Genomic DNA, 21,855 nt, shown 5'->3' with positions numbered 1-21,855 from the left:
CGTGGTCAGCATTTTCAGACGTGGCAAAAAGCTCTATCTGCAATTTATGGTAGGCGGTAAGCCCAAGCAGAAAAGCACGGGATTAGATGATACAAAGGCTAATCGGCAGCTGGTTAAAAAACATCTTATCCCGAAGCTTGAGGCAAAGATTATCAGCGGGGAACTCGAAGCCGAATTGAAGGCAAAAGAGACCCCAAAAGCCTTTCGTTATTATGCCGAAAAATATCTGCTTTTAAAAGAGCAGCTTAAAACATATGATGAGCTATCAAAACAGGTTGATAAGCTTATCGAGGTCTTTGACAAAGATATAGACGCTATCACACGTGGTGAGATAAAAGAGTGGAGTGCGTTTGCATTGCGGGATAAGACACCAAAAACGGTACGCAAATATCTCAATCTGCTTGGATCCATCTTTGACACAGCCATCGAGTATGGTGTGATTAAAGATAATCCAGCGAGAAAGATAAAGCTCCCAGTGCATATTGAAAAGCATAAAGAGCCTTTTTCATCTGATGAAGTTGAATTGCTTTTATCGACCGCATCCGGTTGGTTTAGAAACTATTTGGCGATAGCTTTTTTTACAGGAATGCGACCAGGTGAAATAATCGCTTTGACGAAAGATGATGTCAATTTAAAAAGACGCACAATCAACGTCTCTAAAGCAAGGAGGTATGGAAAAACCACAACTCCGAAAACGGTATATTCAATCAGAGAAGTTCCGATACTGGATGCACTCGTTCCATATCTGATGGATCAGATTGAAAACAGCAGCTATTATCTGTTCACAAACTCAAAAGGCGATCAGTTTTGGGACGCAAAAAAACTTCATCCTTACTGGAAAGAAGTGATTGAGCAAAGCGGTCTGATGTATAGAGAAATGTATGCGACAAGACATACTTTTATTACCGCGATGCTAAAAAGCGGTTATGTATCTGTAATGGAACTTGCACAGATAGTTGGGCATAAAAACTCGACAGAAATTATGAATAATTACGCAAGATTTATCAGTGGAGAACATCTAAAAATATCGAAGCAAATTGACCCATTTAATTGCAAATCCACTGACAGTGGCTCTCTAATCCCCATCGTTAAGGGATAGGGCAAAGTTCCTGCATCCGGAGCCACTACAAAAAACTTCCTGAACCATAGAAATCCTTCATACATGAGAAACAAAAATTATTTATAAATCATTTACAAATTTTATTTATAATGTAAAAAAATGAAGGATACATGGTGGGCTCTTTATTGATACCTTTCATCGCTCTATCTACTTTTGCAGCATCCTATAGTTTAACTCCACTCAAGATAACACCTCATGTCTATTGCTTTTTTGGAAAAAATGAAATACCCAATAAGCACAATAACGGCAACATCAGTAATAGCTGTTTTGTGATATTAAAAAATGGCGTTGCGGTATTCGATACAGGTCCAACCTATCTGTATGCCAAAGAGGAAGTTGCACAGATTCGAAAAATAACACCTAAGAAAATAAAATATGTTATTAACTCACACTATCACGATGACCATATATTAGGAAACTCTTATTATGCTACGCTTGGCGTACAAATATACGGTACGAAAGAGATAGAGTACCAGTATCAAAATAATACGAATACGAGAATGCAACAACACATCACCAAAGAGTCGTACAAAGATACACAACTCGTGTTACCGACACACTATGTGACTAAGTCAATCACTCTTGACAATGAACTTCAAGTCATACCAATTCCCCATCCAGCTCATACAAAATCAGATCTCATAGCTTTCTATCCAAAAGAAGGGGTTGTTTTTGCAGGGGATATTATATTCAATGATAGGCTTCCTTCCATACGCGATGGTGATATAGAAGGCTGGCTCAAAGCAATCGATTTCATTCTCTCTCTCAAACTAAAATACATTATCGGGGGACATGGTACGAAATATGACAGTAAAGCGTATATCTTTACAAAAGAGTATCTACAACAACTAAGAAAAGAGATCAAGAAAGGCATAGAAGAAGGTATTGAGCTTGACGAAGTTACCACAAAAATCACATTACCACAATACAAAAATATGAAACTTTATAAAGAATTACATAGAAAAAATGTATTCAAGGCGTATCAGATTTACGAATGGGAAGAGGAGTAGAATAAATCAATAAACTCTGTAACTTGCGCGAATCGGTATAAGCCATAAAGCAAACTTTTACTCAAACTTTTGTAACATAAGAAAAAAGCATGAGGAGGTTCGATGCAAATAGAAAATGAAGGCTTGCTTACGCAGCTTGGATACCATCCTGATAGTGCTACATTGGCACAGCTTCAAACAATCGAAGAAAAAACTCCAGGTTTTGAAAAGATTAAAAAACATATCGTTGCACTTCATGATCATCTCAAAAATTATGGAGGATTTGTAGCGCTTTCCAACTCCGTTCCTCACTTAAAAGTAAAAATCTCCGATCCTTCCAAACAAGAGATTGCTCTTGAAGAGCTCAACAAATGGGCGCAAAAATATAACGTCACGTTGCAAAAAGTGCAAGGTAAAGAGACCTACTATATTGTTTCTGTCTCTTGAGCATCCGCCAACGTCAAAGCAAAGAGGGGATTTGCTCCCCTTCTTTTCACTTCGCTATAAGCCTCTTTTAATGTCGTTCCCGTCGTAACGATATCATCAACCAAGATAATATCTGTTTTGGGTCCTTTATATTCAAAGCCTCTTGGATGATTGAGTCGATACTGCAACGATTTTCCAGAATAACTTACATCATTTTTCGCTCGCAACACGCCATAGCAAACTTGAATCACTGCACTCTTTAGAGCATTCGCTAAAATGGCGGTATGGGAATATCCACTCCTTTTGATTCGATCATCAATTGCTACAGCAGTAGCCTTTTGATCAAAATGTTTTCCAAACATCGCAAAGGAATTTCTTGCCATGATTGTGAATACTGAAGCACCGATATAGTGGTGTTTTGTATGCAACAAAGGGGCTATTTCACTATACTCATAAAAACTGATCACTTCAAATTGATCAAGAATTTTTCTTCGTTTTATTGTGGGCTTTAGAAGATTGGTTTGACAAGTTCTACAAATGATTTGCCAGGAAAAATCCTGGCATAAAAGACAGCGCATCAGTCTATTTTCAAAACGCTCAAGAAGGCTTCTTGCGGCAGTTGCACCTTCCCGATGGCTTTCATACGCTTTTTCCCCTCTTTTTGTTTCTCAAGCAGTTTTCGTTTTCGCGTAATATCCCCACCGTAACATTTGGCGGTAACATTTTTTCGCATGGCACTTACTGTCTCACGAGCTATTATTTTATTTCCGATACTTGCTTGAATCGCCACTTCAAAAAGCTGTCTAGGGACCAGCTCTTTCATCTTTTTGACAAGCTCTCGCCCTTTATACTGAGCTTTCTCTTTTGGAACGATGATGGAGAGTGCATCCACCACTTCTCCCGCTACTCGGATGTCAAGTTTGACAAGATCCCCCTCTTTATACCCGCTTGGTTCATAATCGAAACTCGCATATCCTTTCGTGACAGTTTTAAGTTTGTCGTAAAAATCCATCACGATCTCATTCATCGGGATTTCATACTCAAGCATAACCCGATCCTGGGTAATATAGTCCATCTTCAGCTGAACGCCTCTTTTTTCGCTTAAAAGATTGAGTACATTTCCCAAAAACTCAGTCGGCGTAATGATCGTCGCTTTCACATATGGTTCATAAATGGTATCGATCTCTTGGGGAGGTGGAAGTTCGCTTGGGTTTTGAATCTCGATCGTCTCTCCATCGGTTTTTTTGACTTTATATGTCACCGTAGGCGCTGTAGCTATGAGATCAAGCCCGAACTCTCTCTCCAACCGCTCTTTGACAACTTCCATATGCAAAAGACCCAAAAACCCTACACGAAAACCAAAACCAAGGGCGGCTGAAGTCTCTGGTTCGAATGCAATAGCGGCATCATTGAGTTTGAGTTTATTGAGTGCTTCTCGTAAATCCTCAAATTTATCCGTATCGATGGGATACAAACCTGCAAATACAAAAGGTTTTGCCTCTTCAAATCCTTCTATCGGCTCAGGAGTGGGATTTTTTGCATCCGTAATCGTATCACCCACCTGCACATCACCGATATTTTTAAGCCCCATTACAACGATACCGATTTCACCTGTTTTGATCGTACTCGTTTTTTGAGGATTGATGGGGTGAGGATACATGAGATCAATCACTTCATGGGTTTTTCCTGTACCCATGACAAGAACTTCCTGTCCTTTTTTGATCTCTCCCTCAAAAACCCGTACCAACGCAAGCGCTCCAAGATAGCTATCGAACCAGCTATCATAGATGAGTGCTTTTGTAGGGGCTGTTGGATCGCCTGAAGGGGCTGGAATACGCTCGATAATTGCATCCAAAAGCTCATTGATCCCCTGCCCTGTTTTGGCACTTACTTCGATCGCATCGGTACAATCAAGTCCTATGGTATTTTCTATATCGGCTTTCACTCGTTCTGGATCAGCTGCAGGCAAATCGATTTTATTGATGACAGGAATGAGTTCAAGATCATTTTCCAACGCGATATAGACATTGGCTATCGTCTGCGCTTCGACGCCTTGGCTTGCATCCACCACCAAAAGTGCACCTTCACTGGAAGCCAAAGACCTGCTCACTTCATAGCTAAAATCCACGTGCCCCGGTGTATCGATGAGATTGAGGATATACTCTTTACCATCTTTTTTGTAGGTCAATCGCACACTTTGCGCTTTGATGGTGATACCGCGTTCTTTTTCTATGTCCATCGTATCCATCACCTGATCACTCATCTTTCTATCTTCAATAGCTCCACACTCTTGGATCAGGCGATCGGCAAGGGTACTCTTGCCGTGATCGATGTGCGCGATGATGGAGAAGTTTCGTATGTTTTCCATAGGGACCTTTTTACCGAAAGAGGCTGTTGACACTTTCATTGTAGTACACTCTTCGGATCACTTCACCAAAGAGGTTTGCAACTGAAAGTACCTTGATTTTCTCACTCTCTCTTTTGAGGGGGAGTGTATTGGTAACGACGAGTTCATCCAACTCACCATTCTCTATTCGTTCATATGCTGGCCCGCTTAGCACTGGGTGGGTACAACAAGCCATCACTGAATTTGCTCCTTTTTCTTTGAGAGCAGCAGCCGCTTTGACGATGGTTCCAGCAGTATCAATCATATCATCAACGATGATGATATCTTTTCCTTCCACATTTCCGATGATGTTCATCACTTCCGATTCGTTCGCTTTTTCTCTTCGCTTATCGACGATAACCATATCGTATCCCAGCTTTTGTGCAAAATATCTGGCTCTGGCAACGCCACCGATGTCAGGGCTCGCTATGACAGGATTTGGCAAATTTTTGCTTTTGACATACTCTTTGAAAATGATAGAGCCATAGAGGTTGTCTACAGGAATATCGAAAAATCCTTGAATCTGTCCTGCATGCAGATCCATCGTGATCACTCTTGTGATACCCGCTTTTTCGAGCATATTTGCCACTAGTTTCGCAGTGATTGGTACTCTAGGAGCCGCTTTCCTATCCTGTCGTGCATATCCAAAATAGGGCATCACAGCAGTGATGGAAGCAGCCGATGATCGGCGCAATGCGTCAGTCATGATAAGGAGTTCCATCAAGTTGTCATTTGCGGGAGCTCCTGTTGGTTGGACGATAAATACATCTCTACCTCGAACAGATTCTTGAATCTGAACATTGATCTCCCCATCGCTAAACCGACTCACAGTCGCCTGTGACATGGGAACACCAAGATACTGAACCATTTCAGCTGCAAAATCGGGATGTGCGGTACCACTGAAAACCTTATAGCCTCTCATCTGCTCTCCTAAAAAGTTTTTGCAATTATATCTAAACTATCCAGCCACCACCTAATACTTTCTCTTCATCGTAAAAGACGCCCGCTTGTCCCTTTGCAACACCATAAACGGGCTCTTTAAGGGTCACACTTGCAACGGAACCGTCAATTTTTACGTGACACGGTACTTTATGGGTTCGGTATCGGATTTTGATATAGCAATCAAACTCCTTTTGATCCAAAAACATGTTCAGTCCACGAAGAACGATCTGCCTCTTTTCCAACTGCTCTTTCGTACCAACGACAATCCTGTTTTTATGGGGAATGATATCTAGAACATAGTGAGGTTGGTGCGCTTTAAAAAGACGAAAACCTTTTCTTTTGCCTATCGTATAGTGCATATACCCTTTATGCTCTCCTATCACTTTGCCATGTGTATCGACCACTTCTCCTGGCATTTCCACTTCGGTATGCTCTTTGAGTACATCGATATAGTTTGTCTCCACAAAACAGATCTCACTACTCTCTTTTTGCTCTGCGATGCTTTTGAGCAAAAGAATTTTCATTGCTTCCTTTTTCACATTCTCTTTGTACCAGTCACCCAAAGGAAAGATGATTCTTGGCAAAAACTCTTTTTTTAAATTAAAGAGAAAGTAGCTTTGATCTTTGCTTTTGTCAGTAGCTTCATAGATAAATTGACCATCCGTTTTCGCATAATGGCCCGTAGCTACATTGTCCACACCAAGTTCATCTGCAAACTCTATTAGTTCGGTAAATTTCATCACTCGGTTACACATAGCACATGGATTGGGTGTGAGACCTGCTACATAACTATCGACAAAAGGCTGATAAACGCGCTCTTGAAACTCCTTGGTCCGATCAAGCACATGGTATTCAATGCCCAAATGTTTCGCGACTTTCTGTATGTTCGCAATGTTTTTTTGATGATACTCTTCCCTTGGGTGAAATTTCATATAGACACCGATAACCTCATACCCTCTGCTTTGCAATAGATTAGCGGTATAACTGCTATCTACTCCACCACTCATTGCCACAACTATCTTTTTACTCATATCGCACCTCTAAAATTTTTGTAACAATCTTTTGAAAAAAACTGCAATATTTGCATTTTCTTTGATTTTTGTTCCATCTTTTGCCACCGAATCTGTCAATCTTTTAGCAATATCTCCCATTTGAATAGCAGGTAGTGATGTTATGAACTCTTTTGCCACAAGCTTTCTCATTTTTGTAGCTTCCTCGACAACACCGCTTTTTTGTATAAATCCAAGGAGCTTGAGATCAATACTCTTTTCAAGATGTTTTTTTGCAACACTGTCCAGTTTTTTAAAAAGAGTGAATGCCTCTTTCTTATGTTTCACTTGATTTAAAACGATATTGACACTCTCTTTCACTCTTGAGCAATATTTTATCATAGAATAAGCATCCATTATAGCTGAAGGGTCTGGAACAGTGATAATAACGGTATCCGTAGAAGCTCTTACAAAACTCTGGACACTCTCACCAATTCCAGCACCGGTATCGATGATAAGAAAATCCAAATCTTTAAACTGCTCCAATCCTTTATAAAACTCTTCTAAAAGCGCTTCGTTGTCGAATGACAAGATCTCTTCGCCACTCTCTCCAGGAATCAAAAAAAGGTTGTCGTTGATTGGTACGATCGCGTCACAAAAACGGACTTTGCCTTTCAAAACATCCAAAATGGTATATTTTGGTTTTACATTGAGTATGATGTCTTGGTTGGCCAAACCTATATCTGCATCAAAAATAGCGACTTTATAGCCATATTTTGATAGAAGATAGGCAATGTTTGCAGCAATAGTGCTTTTTCCCACCCCACCTTTACCACTGGTAATGGTAACAAATCTCATAGCCCCTCCACCAGGTATTGTAGGGGCAATTGTACCGAATCTCTTTGGCTCCAGTGTGGATGCGGAATTGTAAGATTTTTCTGTTCGACTCTCTTCTCTCCATAAAACAAGATATCAATATCGAGTGTTCGTGGAGCGTTTTTGAAACTTCTTTGCCTCTTGAACCGCTTTTCCGTTTGAAGGCAAAAATGTAACAGATCTTTCGGAGAGAGCGTAGTTTGTACAACAATGACGGAATTGTAAAAATGTGGTTGTTCCAAGTAACCAAAAGGTGGGTTTTTAAGTATTGGCGCCGTTCGTAATAGTTGTACACGTGGATGAGAGGTAAGATAAAGAGCCAGTTTGCGAAAACGCCTCCGCACATTGCCAAGATTGCCTCCTATTCCGAGGATGGCTATCTCACCTTTTGTGTATTTGGAGAAGTTTTTTGGATAGAGCGGATCAAAATAGAAAACGAGATTTTCGTTAAGCTTCTTTCGCACCTACAATACCTCTGCCCGTCCGTTTCGCAAAACAACCATATCTTCTATTCTGATACCAAACTCGCCAGGAATGTAGATGCCAGGTTCAATAGTAAATACCATACCATCTTCAAGAATCTGTTCATTTCTTGCATTGATGAAAGGCATCTCATGGATATCAAGACCGACTCCATGTCCCAAAGAGTGGACAAATGCACCTTTAAATTCACTTTTGTCGATGATCTCTCGTGCAACCTTATCGAGATCTTTTGCCCTCATCCCGCTTCTAGCGGCCTCGATCGCACGCTCTTGCGCTTTTTGTACTACATCGTAGGCCTTTTGGATTTTTGGATTTGAAAATCTTTGTTCTTTTCCAAATTGAATGCCTTCTCCATAAAAAGCTGTTCTCGTTCGATCGCTGCAATAGCGCTTATATTTGATACCGGCATCAAAGAGTACAAGATCACCCTTTTCTAATCTTTTTTCACTAGGAAGTGCGTGAGGTTTTGCCGCGTTTTCATCGATGGCGAAAATGGGATCGAAACTGAGATTATATTCTCCAAATCTACTAAGATATGCAATCGCTTCAAAATGGAGCCGCTTTTCGCTCCACCCTTCGCACTCTTGCAACTTTTTCACAAAAACATCAAATGCTTCGGCATTCAGTTCTACCGATCTTTTGATAAGCGCAATCTCTTCTTCACTTTTAATGACCCGTTTTTTCCAGGAAAGATGTACGCTTTTTCTCCAATCAATACGGAGCTTTGAAAGTTCAGAAAAATCGGCACAACTGAAATCATTTGGATCGTAATAGATTCGTTTAACCCCGCTTTTTCGGATAATCTCTCTTGCAGCTTTATAAAGATTTCGAGCTTCAACAACCTCAGCGTTTTTTATCTGCTCTTTGGCCTCCGTAGTATAGCGGGCATCCGTGATAAAATATCGTTCGTTATTGAAAGCGATGAAAAGTTCATTGTCGCAGCTGAAACCACACTCATAGTAAACAGCATTTTCATTTTTCAGTATATAGTTCATGAAACCTCCAAAGGCTTACGCCTGTTGAGGTTGTTGCGCTTTGAGCGCTTCGATTTCTTGAAAAATCTGATGCATGGCAACCATCGCAAGATGATAGCTAAATGGTCCAAAACCTGTGATCACTCCTGCACAAACTGGAGCAATCATACTTTTTTGTCGAAACTCTTCACGCCTATATACATTGCTCAAATGCACTTCGATTGTGGGAAGCTGTACCGCTGCGATCGCGTCACGAATAGCAATGGATGTATGTGTATAAGCTCCTGCATTGATGATGATACCATCAGCATCTCCCAAAGACTCCTGAATCTTGTCGACTATTTCGCCTTCAAGATTGCTTTGGAAAAATTCGATATCCAATCCATTCGCATCGGCGAAGTTCTTCATCTGCTTGTGAATATCTTCCAGTTTCATAGGACCATAGATATGTTGCTCTCTAATGCCAAGCATATTCAGATTGGGACCTTGAATGACCATCACTTTCATTCTGTTTCCTTTTTTATCGGTATTATTTTAAGGTATGATTATATCAAATATTTCAAGGAGACTCGGTGCGAATTATCAAACCTTTTGCAATTCTTACTCCGCAAACAATCATACAAGATAAAGCTGTTGCATTTGATAAAAAAATCGAAGCTATCGATACGGTAGAGAATTTGATCAAAAAATATCCCAATGCAGCAGTCGAACATGATGAAAATTCTCTTTTGCTCCCAGGATTTGCAAATCCTCACCTCCATTTGGAATTTAGTGCAAACAAAGCAACATTGCAATATGGTGACTTTATCCCATGGCTGTACAGTGTCATACGACACCGAGAAGATCTCTTGCCGCTATGTGACGGGGCATGTTTAGAGCAAACCCTATCGTCCATCATCCAAACCGGAACCACCGCTATAGGCGCAATTAGTAGTTATGGAGAGGACCTGCAAGCCTGCATCGATTCGGCTTTGAAAGTCGTCTATTTCAACGAAGTGATCGGTTCAAACGCTGCAACCGCCGATGTAATGTATGCCTCTTTTTTGGAGCGATTTCATCAAAGTAAAAAGCATGAGAACGAACGATTCAAGGCAGCTGTCGCTATCCATTCGCCCTACTCTGTACATTACATCTTGGCCAAAAGAGCACTCGATATCGCTAAAAAATATGGCTCTTTGGTGTCTGTGCATTTTATGGAGAGCAGGGCTGAACGAGAGTGGCTCGACAAAGGAAGTGGGGAGTTTGCCAAGTTTTTCAAAGAGTTTTTGAATCAGACAAGACCTGTGAATGACACAAAAAGCTTTCTTGAACTTTTCAAAGAGCTTCATACCCTTTTTGTCCATATGGTCTGGGCCAATGAAGAAGAGATTCAAACCATCGCTTCATATAACGCCCACATCATCCACTGTCCCATCTCAAACAGGCTGCTTGGCAACGGTGTTTTGGACCTTGAAAAAATAAAATCCATTCCATATGCCATAGCTACAGACGGGCTCAGTTCCAACTATTCGCTCAATATGTATGAAGAACTCAAAGCCGCCCTTTTTGTCCATCCTAACAAAGAGGCTACCACATTTGCGAAAGAGCTGATTATCCGTGCCACTAAAGCAGGATATGATGCTCTTGGATTTGAGGGAGGTGAGATAGCTGTGGGAAAAGATGCGGACATGCAACTCATCGATCTACCAGAAGGCTTAACTAATGTTGAAGATCTCTATCTCCATGTAATTTTACATACCACAAAACCGAAAAAAGTCTATATTCAAGGAGAAGAACATGTCAGAGAATAAAAACTCCATAACTTCCTTTTTTTCAACACTTTTTTCACCTCTTACGGCATTTCTTGATTTTTTGCAAAAATATTTCAAAGGAATCCTTCTACTATTAGTTCTCATACTTCTCTTAGGAGCTTTTCAAAAAACGACGCTGCAAAAGCCAAACCTTATGGAGATACGACTCGATGGCCCGATAATCGATGCAAAAAATATCCTCAAAAAAATAGAGTTGGCTGAACAGCCAAACATCAAAGGGATTCTTTTCGTTGTCAGTTCACCGGGAGGTGCGGTAGCCCCAAGTATTGAGATATCGCGAGCCATCAAACGAATCAGTGCTAAAAAACCGGTCATCACCTATGCCGCCGGAACACTGGCAAGTGGAAGCTACTATGCATCTATTTGGAGCAAAAAGATCATCGCCAATCCAGGAAGCGCAGTTGGTTCCATCGGTGTGATTTTAGAAGCTCCAAATCTTAAAGGCTTGCTCGATAAACTTGGCGTTGCTCCACAAGTGGTCAAAGCCGGAAAATACAAAGAGGCCGGAACGCCATTTCGTCCTTGGAAAACATACGAAAAAGAGGAGCTGCAAAAAGTCATCAACGACACCTATGATATGTTCGTCCATGATGTAGCGAAAGCTAGGAGGCTGGATCCAAAAAACAAAGATCAATTTGCCGAAGCACATATTTTTACGGCTCGACAGGCTCAAAAAGTGGGACTTATCGATGAGGTAGGTGATTATTTTTCAGCAAAAAAAGAGCTTGAAAAGATAAGCGGTGTTCGAAAAGCCATCTGGGCTAAAGAGGATCCGTGGGAAAAATTTATGGACCAAGTGGCACAAAAAAGCAGTACTATGATTGTGGATATGCTTTTTGGATTAAAACTTTTCTAAACAGTGCCTTTGCGAAAATGGTGGAGGATTGGTCACAAAGTAGGTATAGGCTTCATGCACATTTCCTTGCTCATCCTTCACTTCAATTTTCGCTCTAAAGTAATAGCGGGGCACCTCTTCGAGTCTGTCAACTTGTTTCAACGTTCTCAAATCCACTTCGTACAGCTCTCCTTGCACTCTTTTGCCTTTGCCAGGAATATCAATGAGATAGGAATAGATTTTTTTGGGCGCTATCATCGGATATGGATATAATGTTGTCGCATTTCCTAAAAAGATGGCGTTTTGCAAATAGTGATGATTGCAATACCCCTGTTTAAGTGTCCCGTATACAAACAGTTTATAATGCATCTTTGGACAGGATTTTCGCCAACGCTTTATAGTGTACATCTTGTAATTCTACTTCATCTCCGACATCTATATCCTCAAGTGACACCGGTTTTCCATTTTTAACCATCTGTGCACTGTTTTTTGGTATCTTTTTTGCTTCCATTGTCATTGTGAGCTTTTGCTGCAATGATGTAAGGTCTTGCTTTTTTTGCTTCCATATCCACTCAATTTTTTGATCAAAAAGCGCTTTGAGATGCGGTATCTCATGCGAACTGTTTTTCAATATCGCTGTAATAGTTTCATTCATCCGCTCATTCATAATGGTAATCTCTTTTTCATAAAACTCAAGGCGCTTTTGGGGAGAGAGCTGGAAAAGGGAGTTTTGCAAATGACCAAGCTCTTGGGTTTTAAGTTGAAGTATCGTTTGCATCCGTTTTGTAAGGCGCTGCATTAGCAGATCAAGATGCATCAGCATCTCTTGCCGATCCGGTAAAATCATCTCCATCGCCGCACTTGGTGTTGGCGCCCGAAGATCAGCGACAAAATCGCTGATCAAAAAATCGATCTCATGGCCTACTGCCGAGACTATAGGCGTTTTGGCTTCAAATATGGCATCAGCCACAATCTCTTCGTTAAATGGCCACAAATCCTCCAAACTTCCACCACCTCTTCCCACCACGATCACATCAACACCCAAACCGTCGGCATAGGCTATTGATCTTGCAATCATAGGTGCTGCATCGCTCCCTTGCACCAACGTATCGACAACATAGACTTTCACCAAAGGCCATCTGTTTTGAATGATACGGAGCATATCTTGCAGGGCAGCACCTGTCTGGGAAGTTACCAAGGCAATAGTTTGGATAAAATCTGGAAGCGGCTTTTTGAGTTCTGAGGCAAAATATCCCTTTTTCTCCAGTTTCGCTTTGAGCTGTTCAAATGCCAATTGCAAAGAACCAACACCGGAAGGATGAAGTTCGGTAGCATAGAGTTGATACTCGCCTCTTGGTTTGTAAACGCCTATCTTTCCAGCTACAATAAGTTTTTGCCCATCTTCTACGCGAAACGGCACTTTCGCCAAAGCGCTTCGAAACATCACACATCGGATAACACTCTTTTCATCTTTAAGGCTAAAATAGAGATGTCCGCTGGTGTGATATGTGGGTCGGCTCACCTCCCCCTCGACATACACCTCCACAAAGTGGGACTCTAACAGATTTTTGATCTGCTCATTGAGTTGTGAAACAGTGTAGACATTCATCCAAGCATCCTCAAAATCGCCTCTTTGCGAACCGCCCGACTAAAATAGAATCCCTGCAGATAATCACAGCCCCTCTCTTTCAAAAATTGCATGGACTGCGCATTTTCCACCCCTTCGGCTGTGACCTTGTACCCAAAAATCTTTCCTATTTCAATAATTTTTTCAACCAACTTGTCATTTTGATGTTCAAAAAGATCTAACACAAAACTTTTATCGATCTTGATCTCGTCTACATCCAGATCTCGCAAATAACTCAAAGAAGAGTATCCCGTTCCAAAATCGTCGATTGCAATTTCCACGCAATATTTTCGAAATGTTTTGATCAAATCTTTTGCATATTCCACGTTTTGGATTAACGCATCTTCCACGATTTCAAAAATGAGTCCATCTGCATAATGGCTATTTTGTATCTTTTTCAATAGCGTCTCAACATATTTTCTGTTTATAAACTGCTCGGCTGAAATATTGATTGAAACTTTTACCTCTAAATAGCCCGATTCTCTGAGTATCTGAATCATCTGCAATGCCTCATCCAAAACATAATCGGTAATTTCATATAAAAGACGATTGCCTCGCGTATATGGGAAAAATTTATCAGGGAACAGCAATCCATACTCTTTTGAATTCCAGCGAAGCAGCCCCTCCATACCAACAATTTTTTCATTGCTTGCATCGACTTTCGGCTGATAGTAAAGCTCAAACTCTTTCTCTTTCAGCCCTCTTTCAATCGCTTTTTTCATAACCAAAAAGCGTTTTGACTCAAGATCCAACGCCTCATTGTAAAAGGTAAATCTGTTTCTTCCGCTCTTTTTCGAGTTGTACATAGCAATATCAGCGTTGGTTATGATCTCATCCACACTCTGCTCACCAGCTGGAAAAATATAGATCCCTATAGAGAAATTGATATCGAGGTCATACCCTCCTATCTGTTTTTGTCCGCTATATTCACTAATGAGTTTCTCTGCAACCAAAGTTGCATTATGAACAGCTTGTTCTTTATTTTTGGCAAGATCGACCAGAATAAGCGCAAACTCATCTCCGGCAATTCGAGCTACTATATCGCCATCTTTCACAACTGCTTTGAGATTTTTCGCAACCTCTTTTAATACTTCGTCTCCTACAAAGTGTCCATACGAATCGTTGATATATTTAAAGTTGTCCAAATCGATAAAGAAAAAAGCATTACAATACCCTTCTTTAATGGCATTCTTGCGTACAACTTCCAACTCTTCAACCATCTTTTTACGGTTAAAAACTTCTGTCAAAAGATCAAGTTCTATTCGTTTTTTTATCTCATCTTCCGCCTCTTTGAGCTCCGATACATCAAAAAAGTGGGCTACATAATTGCTAATTTCTCCATTTTCATCTTTGATAGCGGTAATAGATAGAACTTCCGGATAGATCGTCCCATCTTTTTTCTTATTGTAAATTTCGCCTTTCCAGTATCCTTGATGTTTTATCGCATCCCACATCTGCTGATAAAACTCTTTGTCATGTATCCCAGATTTTAAAATGGAAGGATTTTTGCCGATTACCTCTTCGGCCTTATATCCGGTAATATCTTCAAAAGCTTTATTGACACGTAAAATTTTGCCAGAAGCATCCGTAATCGTAATAGCTTCGTGAGCATTAAACGTATGACTCAAAAGCTTGAGCTCTTGCGTGAGCGCTTTCTCCTTTTGTTGCAATTCAATCTGCTCCAATCCATACACACAAAGTTCTGTCATACGATAGAGCTGGTCTAAAATATGGAGTTTTATATCTTCTACATTTTTGATGCCTGCTACCAACAGATATCGGCACTCTTTTTTATAATGTAAAGGAAATACTAAAAAACCCTCGATACCCCCAAACTCTTTAGGAAGTTTTGGAAAATGTTCCAAATAGTATTGCTGCTCTCTTTTTGCCTTTTGAATCAAATCTACTATATATTTTTCTTGCAATTCAGAAATCGCAGCCGGAGTAATATTTTCACTAAAAAGCGTTTCATGCCTCTTGCAATCAAATAAAAAGAGAAATTGAAACAGCTCTGTTCTGTTGATTAAAATTGCATAGGCATTTAAAAGAGCGATCTCGTTATGAATAAAAAGAATATTTTCACTGAACTTGGAAAAAATCGTAGCCATTCGCTTCTCTAATTCACTCTCTTTGAAATACTGAGTAAATTCATGCAAAAGAGAGCTAAAAATCTTCACAAACAAAAGAAGTGATACAATGGCGCCTAACCAAATAGCTATACTGACAAAAAGAGCTTTTTGCGCCTCATGTTTGAGCCTCTCTTTCCATGCCAAGATATCTTTTAAAATAGCCTCTTCTACCACAAAAAGTGTATCGATGTAGTTTGTAGCAATGCGCCACCATCTCGTTTTATCTATAGCAACTGGTCGATTATTGATGATTTTTTGTTTGATTGTTTGAATCTGCTCTTTTTTCTTCAAAGAGATCGTTTTATTGTATACGATTCGTATTTTTACCGGCATAACATGCTTTAATCTCTTTTCCAACTCTTGCAATTCAATTTCTAAACGCAAAAGCTTTTGAAAGAGAGTATCGTTTTTCTTTTCATTGCCAATCATATAGGCAATAAGTGCCCGCTCTTGTCCATTAATCTCTGCAATTTTCAATATGGTGTTAAAACTCACTATCGTTTTAAAAAAGGTATCATTCAAAAAGTCATGTTCAAGCAGTTCGATACTGTGAATCAACTCTTTTATCACCGCTGAATAACGGTTTAAAACCTCTATCATATCGAGCCTATTTTTATCGAAGGTGTTTCGAAGAGCTTCTATACGTTTGATGCGTTCAACTATTGTATTGAAGTGATCTTGCATAAATGGAGAGTATACCTGAGCATTGTGCAACAGATACGTTTGGTACTCGTGTATCTTTTGATTGGTGATGGCACGCTGAAGTTTTAGCTTTTGACAAAAGGTATGGCTTTGTAAACATGCTATTGATAGGCCTCTCTCTTTTTGTAAGCTCTTAATGAGATTGAGCGTATGCTTGGTATATCGAACGGTTTGTTCTAAATAGAGGCTTTTCGTATAGGCACTATACTTTTCATATACGTAACTGCTTGAAAAAAAGAGCAGTCCAATAGCAGGGACGAGAAAAATGAGTGCGATTTTAAACTTTAAATTTTTAGGTAATTTTTCCATAATCTTGTTTTTGTGCTATAAACAGCGTTGATATGCCAAAGGAGAACCCTCGTACATAGCGCATGACAAATCCGTTTCTTTCAAGCTCTCTGATAAGCTGTTCTGTTGTCAAAAAGTTATCGATAGAGTTTGGCAGATACTCATACGCCTCTTTGTTGCCTGAAACCAATCCTCCAATGGTTGGAAGCACCCTTTTCATATAAAATTCAACTATCCCATCCATCAAAGAGCGTTTTTCCCTTTTGGTAAATTCCAAAATAACAAGCATTCCCCCCGGTTTTAATATACGGTTGAATTCTTTGATAGCCTCTTCTCTTTCCACAACATTGCGAATGCCATAGGTGATACTCACAAAATCGCTGCTTTCATCTTCCAATGGCAAACTTTGCGCAAACGCTTCCATATATTTAAAATGAGGAAATTTCTGCTTTGCCACTTCCAACATACCTCGTGAGGGGTCAACACCCACATAGCGTTCGATCTCCAATCCTCTCTTTTGTGCCATCTTCTCCCAAAAACCCAGCATATCACCTGTCCCGCACGCTACATCCGTAACCTGTTCTACACGATCTTTGTTATACAGATCATATGCCTTTTGGCACGCTTTTTTTCGCCAAGCAATGTCACTACCAAAACTAAGAACCCTGTTGGCTAAATCATAACTTTTTGCAATATTGTCAAACATCGTAACAATTTTTTTCTGTTTATCCATTTCTACTCCATATCATCATATCTTTTCCGCATGTTTGTTGGTGTAAAAATTGAAGTTTTTGTGGCACTTGGTAACTCTTTCCCTCTTTGAGTATAGGAGCGACAAAAAAAAGATACCAATCTACTAGATCCTTTGTAGCTTCCAACATCCCTTCTCCGCCTTCGATCATAACGTAACGATACGCCTTGATCCTATCAAGGCTCTCTTCAACAAAGACCTTTCTGTTTGGAATTTGAAAAAGAGGAATAGTTGTATCAAACTCTTTTTTCCTTGAATAGATAAGAATATCGGGGGCTTTTCCTCCTACCATCCTCGCATCGAGAATTGGTCTGTCCGTACGAACGGTATTACCTCCGATAACAAGGAGTTCTATCCTGTCACGAAGGGCATGGACATACTTTCTTGACTCTGCCCCAGAGATAATGCCGCCATCTATAACGCCATTGAAGGCTTGTGCGAGCTTGAAAAAAGTAAATGTACTTGAACGCCACTGAAGAAATGGCTCTATCAACACCTTTGCTCTTTCCTCTTGTATGCCAATATCCACTTCTATGCCACAGTTTCGTAAAAAACTTGCTCCACCTGCCGCTTCCTCATTGGGATCTTTCAAAGCGATAACGACTCTTTGAAAACCCAACTTTTTTATCAGGAGTGAACAAGGCGGAGTTTTGCCAAAATGGTTGCAAGGCTCCAATGTAACATAGATTGTCGCATTATGGAAAAGATCTTTTGCGTTTGCTACAAGATATTCATGGAGTTCCAAAGCATCTTGTAGATGAAGAACGTGTTCATCACCCGTCAAAGTGTAATATGCATTTTTGATCGCTTCTACTTCTGCGTGTGGAGCACCAGCCTTCGTATGAGCACCTTTGCTTATAATGCAGTTATTGATCGCGACAACCGCGCCCACCGCTGGATTTGGATAGGTAAGACCCTGATATCGCCATGCTTCTTGCAAGGCGATATCCATAAAAAAGTTGTCGTAGTTTACCATTCAAAAATGGTCTTTGCATATGTGATTTGATCAAGAGGAATCTCGATTGGACCGTTCTTCGTTTGAAGCGTGAGAGTATGGTCACGAAAATCACTCAAAACGCCTTCGATTGTTTCTCCATCATTTTTTGTTACACGCACCTTTTCACCGACAGAGTGTTCAAAATGGGAAGGTTTTTTCAGTTTTCGCTCTACTCCTGGAGAACTTACTTCGAGATTGTAGTCACCGCTCACTGGAGGGTGTACATCGAGCAGTGGGGAAATGAGGTTGGAGATTTCAACGCATTTTTGCAGATCTACCCCTTCGGGTGCTGTAATTGTCACGCGATAGATCGTTTTGCCCCGATCACTTACCGTCTCGATATCATAAAGCTTCGCACCGCAACTCTCAACGATCTGCTTGATCTCTTGTTCCAAACTCACTTTTCGTCCTTTATCTTTGCAAAAAGCTCTTCGATTCGCTTTTGCTCTTCGAGCATGTCGTCGAACTTAAAATGAAGTTTCGGACATTTGAACCAACCACTTGATTCCAAACAGTAAGACTGTACGATCGGAGCGGCACGTTTAAGATGTTTGAGTATCTCTTTTTGCTCTTCGGGCGTATAGATCGACTTATCGAGATAAACATCTGCATCGTACATTCCCCGCTTCACGTCCACCTCTGTAACGGTAAGACCTCGAAGCATTGCATCATCGAGTGTTCCAAGAGCTTCAGCTATGAGTTCACGAAGCAAAGACGCAGCTCTTTTTTCCTTGAGACCTTTCTTCATTTTTCTCTCCTTACAGCGTCGCTGCCTCTTCGACCTCTTTATAAGCTTCGATCACATCGCCTACCTTGATGTCGTTGAAATTTTCTATCATCAAACCACACTCGTACCCTTTGGTCACCTCTCGCACATCCTCTTTGAACCGTTTAAGCGAACTTATCTTACTGTCATAAATCACAACGCCATCTCTAATAACTCGCGCTTTCGCATTACGCTCAATCACACCATCAGTCACAAGACATCCTGCGACAGTACCGATTTTTGGTACGTTAAACGTTTCTCGTACTTCGGCTTGTCCTATAACCTCTTCTTTGATGATTGGGCTGAGCATTCCAGAAAGAAGCGCTTTTACATCATCGATCAGATCATAGATTATAGAATAGGTTTTGATATTGACACCGAGCTGTTTCGCTTTCTCTTTCACTGCACCTGTCGGACGTACGTTGAATCCCAAAATGACGGCATTTTCACTGGCGTCTGCGAGAGTCACATCGCTTTCACTGATAGCACCAACACCAGCATGGATAATATCGACCTTCACCTCTTCGTTTTTGAGTTTTTCCAAGCTCCCTTTAATCGCTTCGAGACTTCCTTGTGTATCGGCTTTGATGATTACAGGAAGTTTTTTGAGCTGTCCCTCTTTGACGAGTTGACTGAGCTCTTCAAGGCTTACCTTCGTTGTTTTGGAAAGCTCTTTTTGTCTCTCATATTCAGCTCTTCTTTCAGCATACATTCTCGCTTCTTCAGCGTCTTTCACAGCAACCAAGATCTCACCGGCAGGTGGTACTTTGTCAAGCCCTACAACGACTCCCGGCTCACTTGGCTTTCGTTCTTTGATCATTTTGCCAAGATCGTCGATGATAGCTCGTACCCGACCAAATGCTACACCACAAACAACATGGTCACCAACTCTAAGCGTACCGTTTTTTACGATGACCGTGGCAACAGGGCCTCTACCTTTTTCCAAAGAACTCTCGATAACTACTGCTTTAGCTTCTCTTTTTGGATTGGCTTTGAGTTCCATGATCTCTGCTTGGAGTAAAATCGTATCCAATAGATCATCCACGCCCTGCCCCGTTTTTGCACTCACTTCCACAAACTCATATTCACCACCCCACTCGGTTGGAGTGATACCGATTTCAGCTAACTGTGATTTTACAAGATCCGGGTTTGCTTCCGGTTTATCTATTTTGTTGATTGCCACGATCATAGGTACATCGGCCGTTTTTGCATGATTCACGGCTTCAACGGTTTGTGGTTTGACTCCATCATCTGCAGCGACCACAATGATTGCGATATCTGTCGCTTGCGCACCTCTAGCTCGCATCTCGGTAAACGCTTCGTGTCCCGGCGTATCGATAAAAGTGATACGCTTTCCATCTTTTTCGATCATATAAGCACCGATATGCTGGGTAATTCCACCCGCCTCGCGCTCGGCAATCTTAGAGTTTCTGATATAGTCAAGCAGTGATGTTTTTCCGTGATCGACATGCCCCATGATAGTAATGACCGGAGGTCTCTCTTCAAGATAATCATCTTCAACGGCATCATACACTTTTACATAATCAAGCTCTTCAAGCACATTTTTGATTTTTATCTCGACATCGAACTCTTCAGCCAAAATCTCCAACGTCTCTTTATCCAAAAAGTCGTTTTTTGTAGCCATCATACCGAGGTTGAAAAGTACCTTGATCACTTCGCCAACGCTTTTGCCAATCTTTTCGGCAAATTCATAGACCCGGACCTCTTCAGGGAGTTCAACGACTTTGATTTCAGTTTCGCTTTTACTCTCTTTCTTCTTTCGTTTTTTCTTTTTGCTTCGACTGATCCCTTGCTGCTCTATCGCAAAACTTTTTCTTGCCACTTTGACCTGTTTGTTTTTCTTTTGTGGCTCTTTTGGTTTCTGCTCCTCTTCGACTTTTTGAAGCTCTTCACTAAAATCTGGAAGGACCACCACCTCCTCTTCAAGCTCCATACTCACATCGCTCAGGTCTCTATCTTCAAGAATTTCAATTTTTTTGCCTTCATTCTTTTTCGCAGGCGGAGTGCTCTTTTTCGCTTTTTTCGGCTTTCTTTTCAATGTTAAAGGAGTCTCTTCTTCAGCAGTAACTTGTGGCGTCTCTTGTTTCGCCTCTTTTTCTTCAACTTTTGGCTCAACTTTTGGCCGTTTCTTTTTCACGATAACAAGGCCCCGTCTTTTCTTCAATGATGGTGGCGTCAAAGACTCTTCAACGCTTTTCTTCTCTTGTGGCTTCTCTTCTTCTTTTTTAGATGCAGCAACTTTCTCTTCTGCCTCTTTTTTCACTTCTTCTTTTGGTTTCTCCTCTTTTTTTGGAGCACTCTTTTTCGGTTTCTCTTGCGGTTTTGCAGCCACAGCCTCAGCCGGTCCATTGATAATATAGTCTGTCAATTTTTCCGCTTCTTCAAAACTGACTCCACTGGATGGGGACTTAACCTTTAATCCCATCTCCTGAGCTTTTTGAAGTACATCTTTGCTTTTGAGGCCAAGTTCACTGGCAATCTCATGGATTCGAACTTTGTCCATTATCTACAATCTCCTTTAACATTTTCAAAGCCGAAATTGGATCTATTTTACAGATTCGAGCGAGGCTTTTTTGCAGTTTTTTGTTATCCAAGCAGGAATTGCATATGTAAAAGCTTCTTCCAACCCCCTGGTAACGAGTAATTTTTTTTTCTATACATTGCAGTCTTATCAGCTTCTCTTGCGGCTCTCTTTGTCTGCAATGTATGCACATTCTTACTGGCTTTGACATTGGGGCTAATT

General features: G+C 40.7%; 22 protein-coding genes. 5 read left to right on the top strand and 17 right to left on the bottom strand.

Annotated elements, in window-relative coordinates; translation table 11 throughout:
* Position 1: 1 nt before the first annotated feature.
* The 3 genes from NIS_RS02380 (at position 2) to NIS_RS02370 (ending at position 2,556) form a co-directional block, all read left to right on the top strand.
* Entirely contained in the window at positions 2-1,099 is a 1,098-nt protein-coding gene (locus tag NIS_RS02380; protein ID WP_148164059.1) for a site-specific integrase, read from the top strand.
* A 131-nt stretch (positions 1,100-1,230) separates the two neighbouring features.
* The gene (locus tag NIS_RS02375) at positions 1,231-2,130 is read left to right on the top strand and encodes an MBL fold metallo-hydrolase (protein ID WP_012081816.1); all 900 of its coding nucleotides are present in this window, start codon (positions 1,231-1,233) and stop codon (positions 2,128-2,130) included.
* Positions 2,131-2,232: 102 nt separating this feature from the next.
* Positions 2,233-2,556: a hypothetical protein gene (locus NIS_RS02370; RefSeq protein ID WP_012081815.1), complete on the top strand. Its 324-nt coding sequence runs from the start codon at positions 2,233-2,235 to the stop codon at positions 2,554-2,556.
* Here the strand turns inward: NIS_RS02370 and NIS_RS02365 are convergent.
* Genes NIS_RS02365 through aroQ form a run of 8 tightly spaced genes read right to left on the bottom strand, consistent with a single transcriptional unit; the run spans position 2,535 to position 9,692 of the window.
* Positions 2,535-3,113, bottom strand: a complete 579-nt coding sequence (locus NIS_RS02365; protein WP_012081814.1) for a ComF family protein — start codon at positions 3,111-3,113, stop codon at positions 2,535-2,537. The genes NIS_RS02370 and NIS_RS02365 overlap by 22 nt on opposite strands.
* Complete coding sequence (lepA, locus tag NIS_RS02360) at positions 3,113-4,903, bottom strand: translation elongation factor 4 (RefSeq protein ID WP_012081813.1); 1,791 nt, start codon at positions 4,901-4,903, stop codon at positions 3,113-3,115. The genes NIS_RS02365 and lepA overlap by 1 nt, the downstream gene beginning before the upstream one ends.
* A gap of 10 nt (positions 4,904-4,913) precedes the next feature.
* Positions 4,914-5,843 (bottom strand): ribose-phosphate pyrophosphokinase, encoded by a 930-nt coding sequence (locus NIS_RS02355; RefSeq protein WP_012081812.1) that lies wholly within the window; start codon positions 5,841-5,843, stop codon positions 4,914-4,916.
* A 31-nt stretch (positions 5,844-5,874) separates the two neighbouring features.
* The gene (gene mnmA / locus NIS_RS02350; protein ID WP_012081811.1) at positions 5,875-6,894 is read right to left on the bottom strand and encodes a tRNA 2-thiouridine(34) synthase MnmA; all 1,020 of its coding nucleotides are present in this window, start codon (positions 6,892-6,894) and stop codon (positions 5,875-5,877) included.
* 9 nt (positions 6,895-6,903) lie between these two features.
* Positions 6,904-7,710 (bottom strand): P-loop NTPase, encoded by an 807-nt coding sequence (locus NIS_RS02345; protein WP_012081810.1) that lies wholly within the window; start codon positions 7,708-7,710, stop codon positions 6,904-6,906.
* Positions 7,707-8,192, bottom strand: a complete 486-nt coding sequence (gene folK, locus NIS_RS02340; protein ID WP_012081809.1) for a 2-amino-4-hydroxy-6-hydroxymethyldihydropteridine diphosphokinase — start codon at positions 8,190-8,192, stop codon at positions 7,707-7,709. The genes NIS_RS02345 and folK overlap by 4 nt, the downstream gene beginning before the upstream one ends.
* A complete protein-coding gene (locus NIS_RS02335) occupies positions 8,193-9,206 on the bottom strand; it encodes an aminopeptidase P family protein (protein WP_012081808.1) in 1,014 nt (337 codons plus the stop codon).
* A gap of 15 nt (positions 9,207-9,221) precedes the next feature.
* The gene (gene aroQ, locus NIS_RS02330) at positions 9,222-9,692 is read right to left on the bottom strand and encodes a type II 3-dehydroquinate dehydratase (RefSeq protein ID WP_012081807.1); all 471 of its coding nucleotides are present in this window, start codon (positions 9,690-9,692) and stop codon (positions 9,222-9,224) included.
* Positions 9,693-9,757: 65 nt separating this feature from the next.
* Here aroQ and NIS_RS02325 point away from each other — a divergent pair, with 65 nt between their 5' ends.
* Together NIS_RS02325 and sppA are read left to right on the top strand one after the other, a co-directional pair.
* Positions 9,758-10,975: an aminofutalosine deaminase family hydrolase gene (locus NIS_RS02325; protein ID WP_012081806.1), complete on the top strand. Its 1,218-nt coding sequence runs from the start codon at positions 9,758-9,760 to the stop codon at positions 10,973-10,975.
* Positions 10,962-11,852 carry a signal peptide peptidase SppA gene (sppA, locus tag NIS_RS02320; protein ID WP_012081805.1) on the top strand — a complete coding sequence of 297 codons (891 nt, stop codon included), beginning with the start codon at positions 10,962-10,964 and terminating at the stop codon, positions 11,850-11,852. The genes NIS_RS02325 and sppA overlap by 14 nt, the downstream gene beginning before the upstream one ends.
* Here the strand turns inward: sppA and NIS_RS02315 are convergent.
* The 9 genes from NIS_RS02315 to NIS_RS10450 are packed head-to-tail and all read right to left on the bottom strand — an operon-like array spanning position 11,838 to position 21,826.
* Positions 11,838-12,239 carry a gamma-glutamylcyclotransferase family protein gene (locus tag NIS_RS02315; RefSeq protein WP_083754349.1) on the bottom strand — a complete coding sequence of 134 codons (402 nt, stop codon included), beginning with the start codon at positions 12,237-12,239 and terminating at the stop codon, positions 11,838-11,840. The two genes, sppA and NIS_RS02315, sit on opposite strands and share 15 nt — an antisense overlap.
* Positions 12,190-13,440, bottom strand: a complete 1,251-nt coding sequence (gene xseA / locus NIS_RS02310) for an exodeoxyribonuclease VII large subunit (RefSeq protein ID WP_012081804.1) — start codon at positions 13,438-13,440, stop codon at positions 12,190-12,192. The genes NIS_RS02315 and xseA overlap by 50 nt, the downstream gene beginning before the upstream one ends.
* The gene (locus tag NIS_RS09935) at positions 13,437-16,598 is read right to left on the bottom strand and encodes an EAL domain-containing protein (protein ID WP_012081803.1); all 3,162 of its coding nucleotides are present in this window, start codon (positions 16,596-16,598) and stop codon (positions 13,437-13,439) included. Before NIS_RS09935 ends, xseA begins: the two co-directional genes overlap by 4 nt.
* Entirely contained in the window at positions 16,582-17,310 is a 729-nt protein-coding gene (gene ubiE, locus NIS_RS02300; RefSeq protein ID WP_012081802.1) for a bifunctional demethylmenaquinone methyltransferase/2-methoxy-6-polyprenyl-1,4-benzoquinol methylase UbiE, read from the bottom strand. Before ubiE ends, NIS_RS09935 begins: the two co-directional genes overlap by 17 nt.
* Positions 17,303-18,304 (bottom strand): bifunctional diaminohydroxyphosphoribosylaminopyrimidine deaminase/5-amino-6-(5-phosphoribosylamino)uracil reductase RibD, encoded by a 1,002-nt coding sequence (gene ribD, locus NIS_RS02295; RefSeq protein ID WP_012081801.1) that lies wholly within the window; start codon positions 18,302-18,304, stop codon positions 17,303-17,305. The genes ubiE and ribD overlap by 8 nt, the downstream gene beginning before the upstream one ends.
* Entirely contained in the window at positions 18,298-18,726 is a 429-nt protein-coding gene (gene rimP, locus NIS_RS02290) for a ribosome maturation factor RimP (RefSeq protein ID WP_012081800.1), read from the bottom strand. Before rimP ends, ribD begins: the two co-directional genes overlap by 7 nt.
* Positions 18,723-19,073 carry a 30S ribosome-binding factor RbfA gene (gene rbfA / locus NIS_RS02285; protein ID WP_012081799.1) on the bottom strand — a complete coding sequence of 117 codons (351 nt, stop codon included), beginning with the start codon at positions 19,071-19,073 and terminating at the stop codon, positions 18,723-18,725. The genes rimP and rbfA overlap by 4 nt, the downstream gene beginning before the upstream one ends.
* 10 nt (positions 19,074-19,083) lie before the next feature.
* The gene (gene infB / locus NIS_RS02280; protein ID WP_012081798.1) at positions 19,084-21,615 is read right to left on the bottom strand and encodes a translation initiation factor IF-2; all 2,532 of its coding nucleotides are present in this window, start codon (positions 21,613-21,615) and stop codon (positions 19,084-19,086) included.
* A complete protein-coding gene (locus NIS_RS10450) occupies positions 21,593-21,826 on the bottom strand; it encodes a DUF448 domain-containing protein (RefSeq protein WP_197524232.1) in 234 nt (77 codons plus the stop codon). The genes infB and NIS_RS10450 overlap by 23 nt, the downstream gene beginning before the upstream one ends.
* Between the last annotated feature and the right edge of the window lie 29 nt (positions 21,827-21,855).

Source organism: Nitratiruptor sp. SB155-2 (genome assembly GCF_000010325.1).
Classification (GTDB): domain Bacteria; phylum Campylobacterota; class Campylobacteria; order Campylobacterales; family Nitratiruptoraceae; genus Nitratiruptor.
The sequence above is the reverse complement of the archived record's forward strand: the minus strand, read 5'-3'. Positions and strand labels throughout refer to the sequence as shown.

Bases quoted from the DNA above. Each gene is read 5' to 3' on its own strand.
- NIS_RS02375 (WP_012081816.1), top strand. From the start codon at position 1,231: ATGGTGGGCTCTTTATTGATACCTTTCATCGCTCTATCTACTTTTGCA.
- NIS_RS02370 (WP_012081815.1), top strand. From the start codon at position 2,233: ATGCAAATAGAAAATGAAGGCTTGCTTACGCAGCTTGGATACCATCCT.
- NIS_RS02365 (WP_012081814.1), bottom strand. From the start codon at position 3,113: ATGCGCTGTCTTTTATGCCAGGATTTTTCCTGGCAAATCATTTGTAGA.
- lepA (WP_012081813.1), bottom strand. From the start codon at position 4,903: ATGGAAAACATACGAAACTTCTCCATCATCGCGCACATCGATCACGGC.
- NIS_RS02355 (WP_012081812.1), bottom strand. From the start codon at position 5,843: ATGAGAGGCTATAAGGTTTTCAGTGGTACCGCACATCCCGATTTTGCA.
- mnmA (WP_012081811.1), bottom strand. From the start codon at position 6,894: ATGAGTAAAAAGATAGTTGTGGCAATGAGTGGTGGAGTAGATAGCAGT.
- NIS_RS02345 (WP_012081810.1), bottom strand. From the start codon at position 7,710: ATGAGATTTGTTACCATTACCAGTGGTAAAGGTGGGGTGGGAAAAAGC.
- NIS_RS02335 (WP_012081808.1), bottom strand. From the start codon at position 9,206: ATGAACTATATACTGAAAAATGAAAATGCTGTTTACTATGAGTGTGGT.
- aroQ (WP_012081807.1), bottom strand. From the start codon at position 9,692: ATGAAAGTGATGGTCATTCAAGGTCCCAATCTGAATATGCTTGGCATT.
- sppA (WP_012081805.1), top strand. From the start codon at position 10,962: ATGTCAGAGAATAAAAACTCCATAACTTCCTTTTTTTCAACACTTTTT.
- NIS_RS02315 (WP_083754349.1), bottom strand. From the start codon at position 12,239: ATGTACACTATAAAGCGTTGGCGAAAATCCTGTCCAAAGATGCATTAT.
- xseA (WP_012081804.1), bottom strand. From the start codon at position 13,440: ATGAATGTCTACACTGTTTCACAACTCAATGAGCAGATCAAAAATCTG.
- NIS_RS09935 (WP_012081803.1), bottom strand. From the start codon at position 16,598: ATGGAAAAATTACCTAAAAATTTAAAGTTTAAAATCGCACTCATTTTT.
- ubiE (WP_012081802.1), bottom strand. From the start codon at position 17,310: ATGGATAAACAGAAAAAAATTGTTACGATGTTTGACAATATTGCAAAA.
- ribD (WP_012081801.1), bottom strand. From the start codon at position 18,304: ATGGTAAACTACGACAACTTTTTTATGGATATCGCCTTGCAAGAAGCA.
- rbfA (WP_012081799.1), bottom strand. From the start codon at position 19,073: ATGAAGAAAGGTCTCAAGGAAAAAAGAGCTGCGTCTTTGCTTCGTGAA.
- infB (WP_012081798.1), bottom strand. From the start codon at position 21,615: ATGGACAAAGTTCGAATCCATGAGATTGCCAGTGAACTTGGCCTCAAA.
- NIS_RS10450 (WP_197524232.1), bottom strand. From the start codon at position 21,826: ATGTGCATACATTGCAGACAAAGAGAGCCGCAAGAGAAGCTGATAAGA.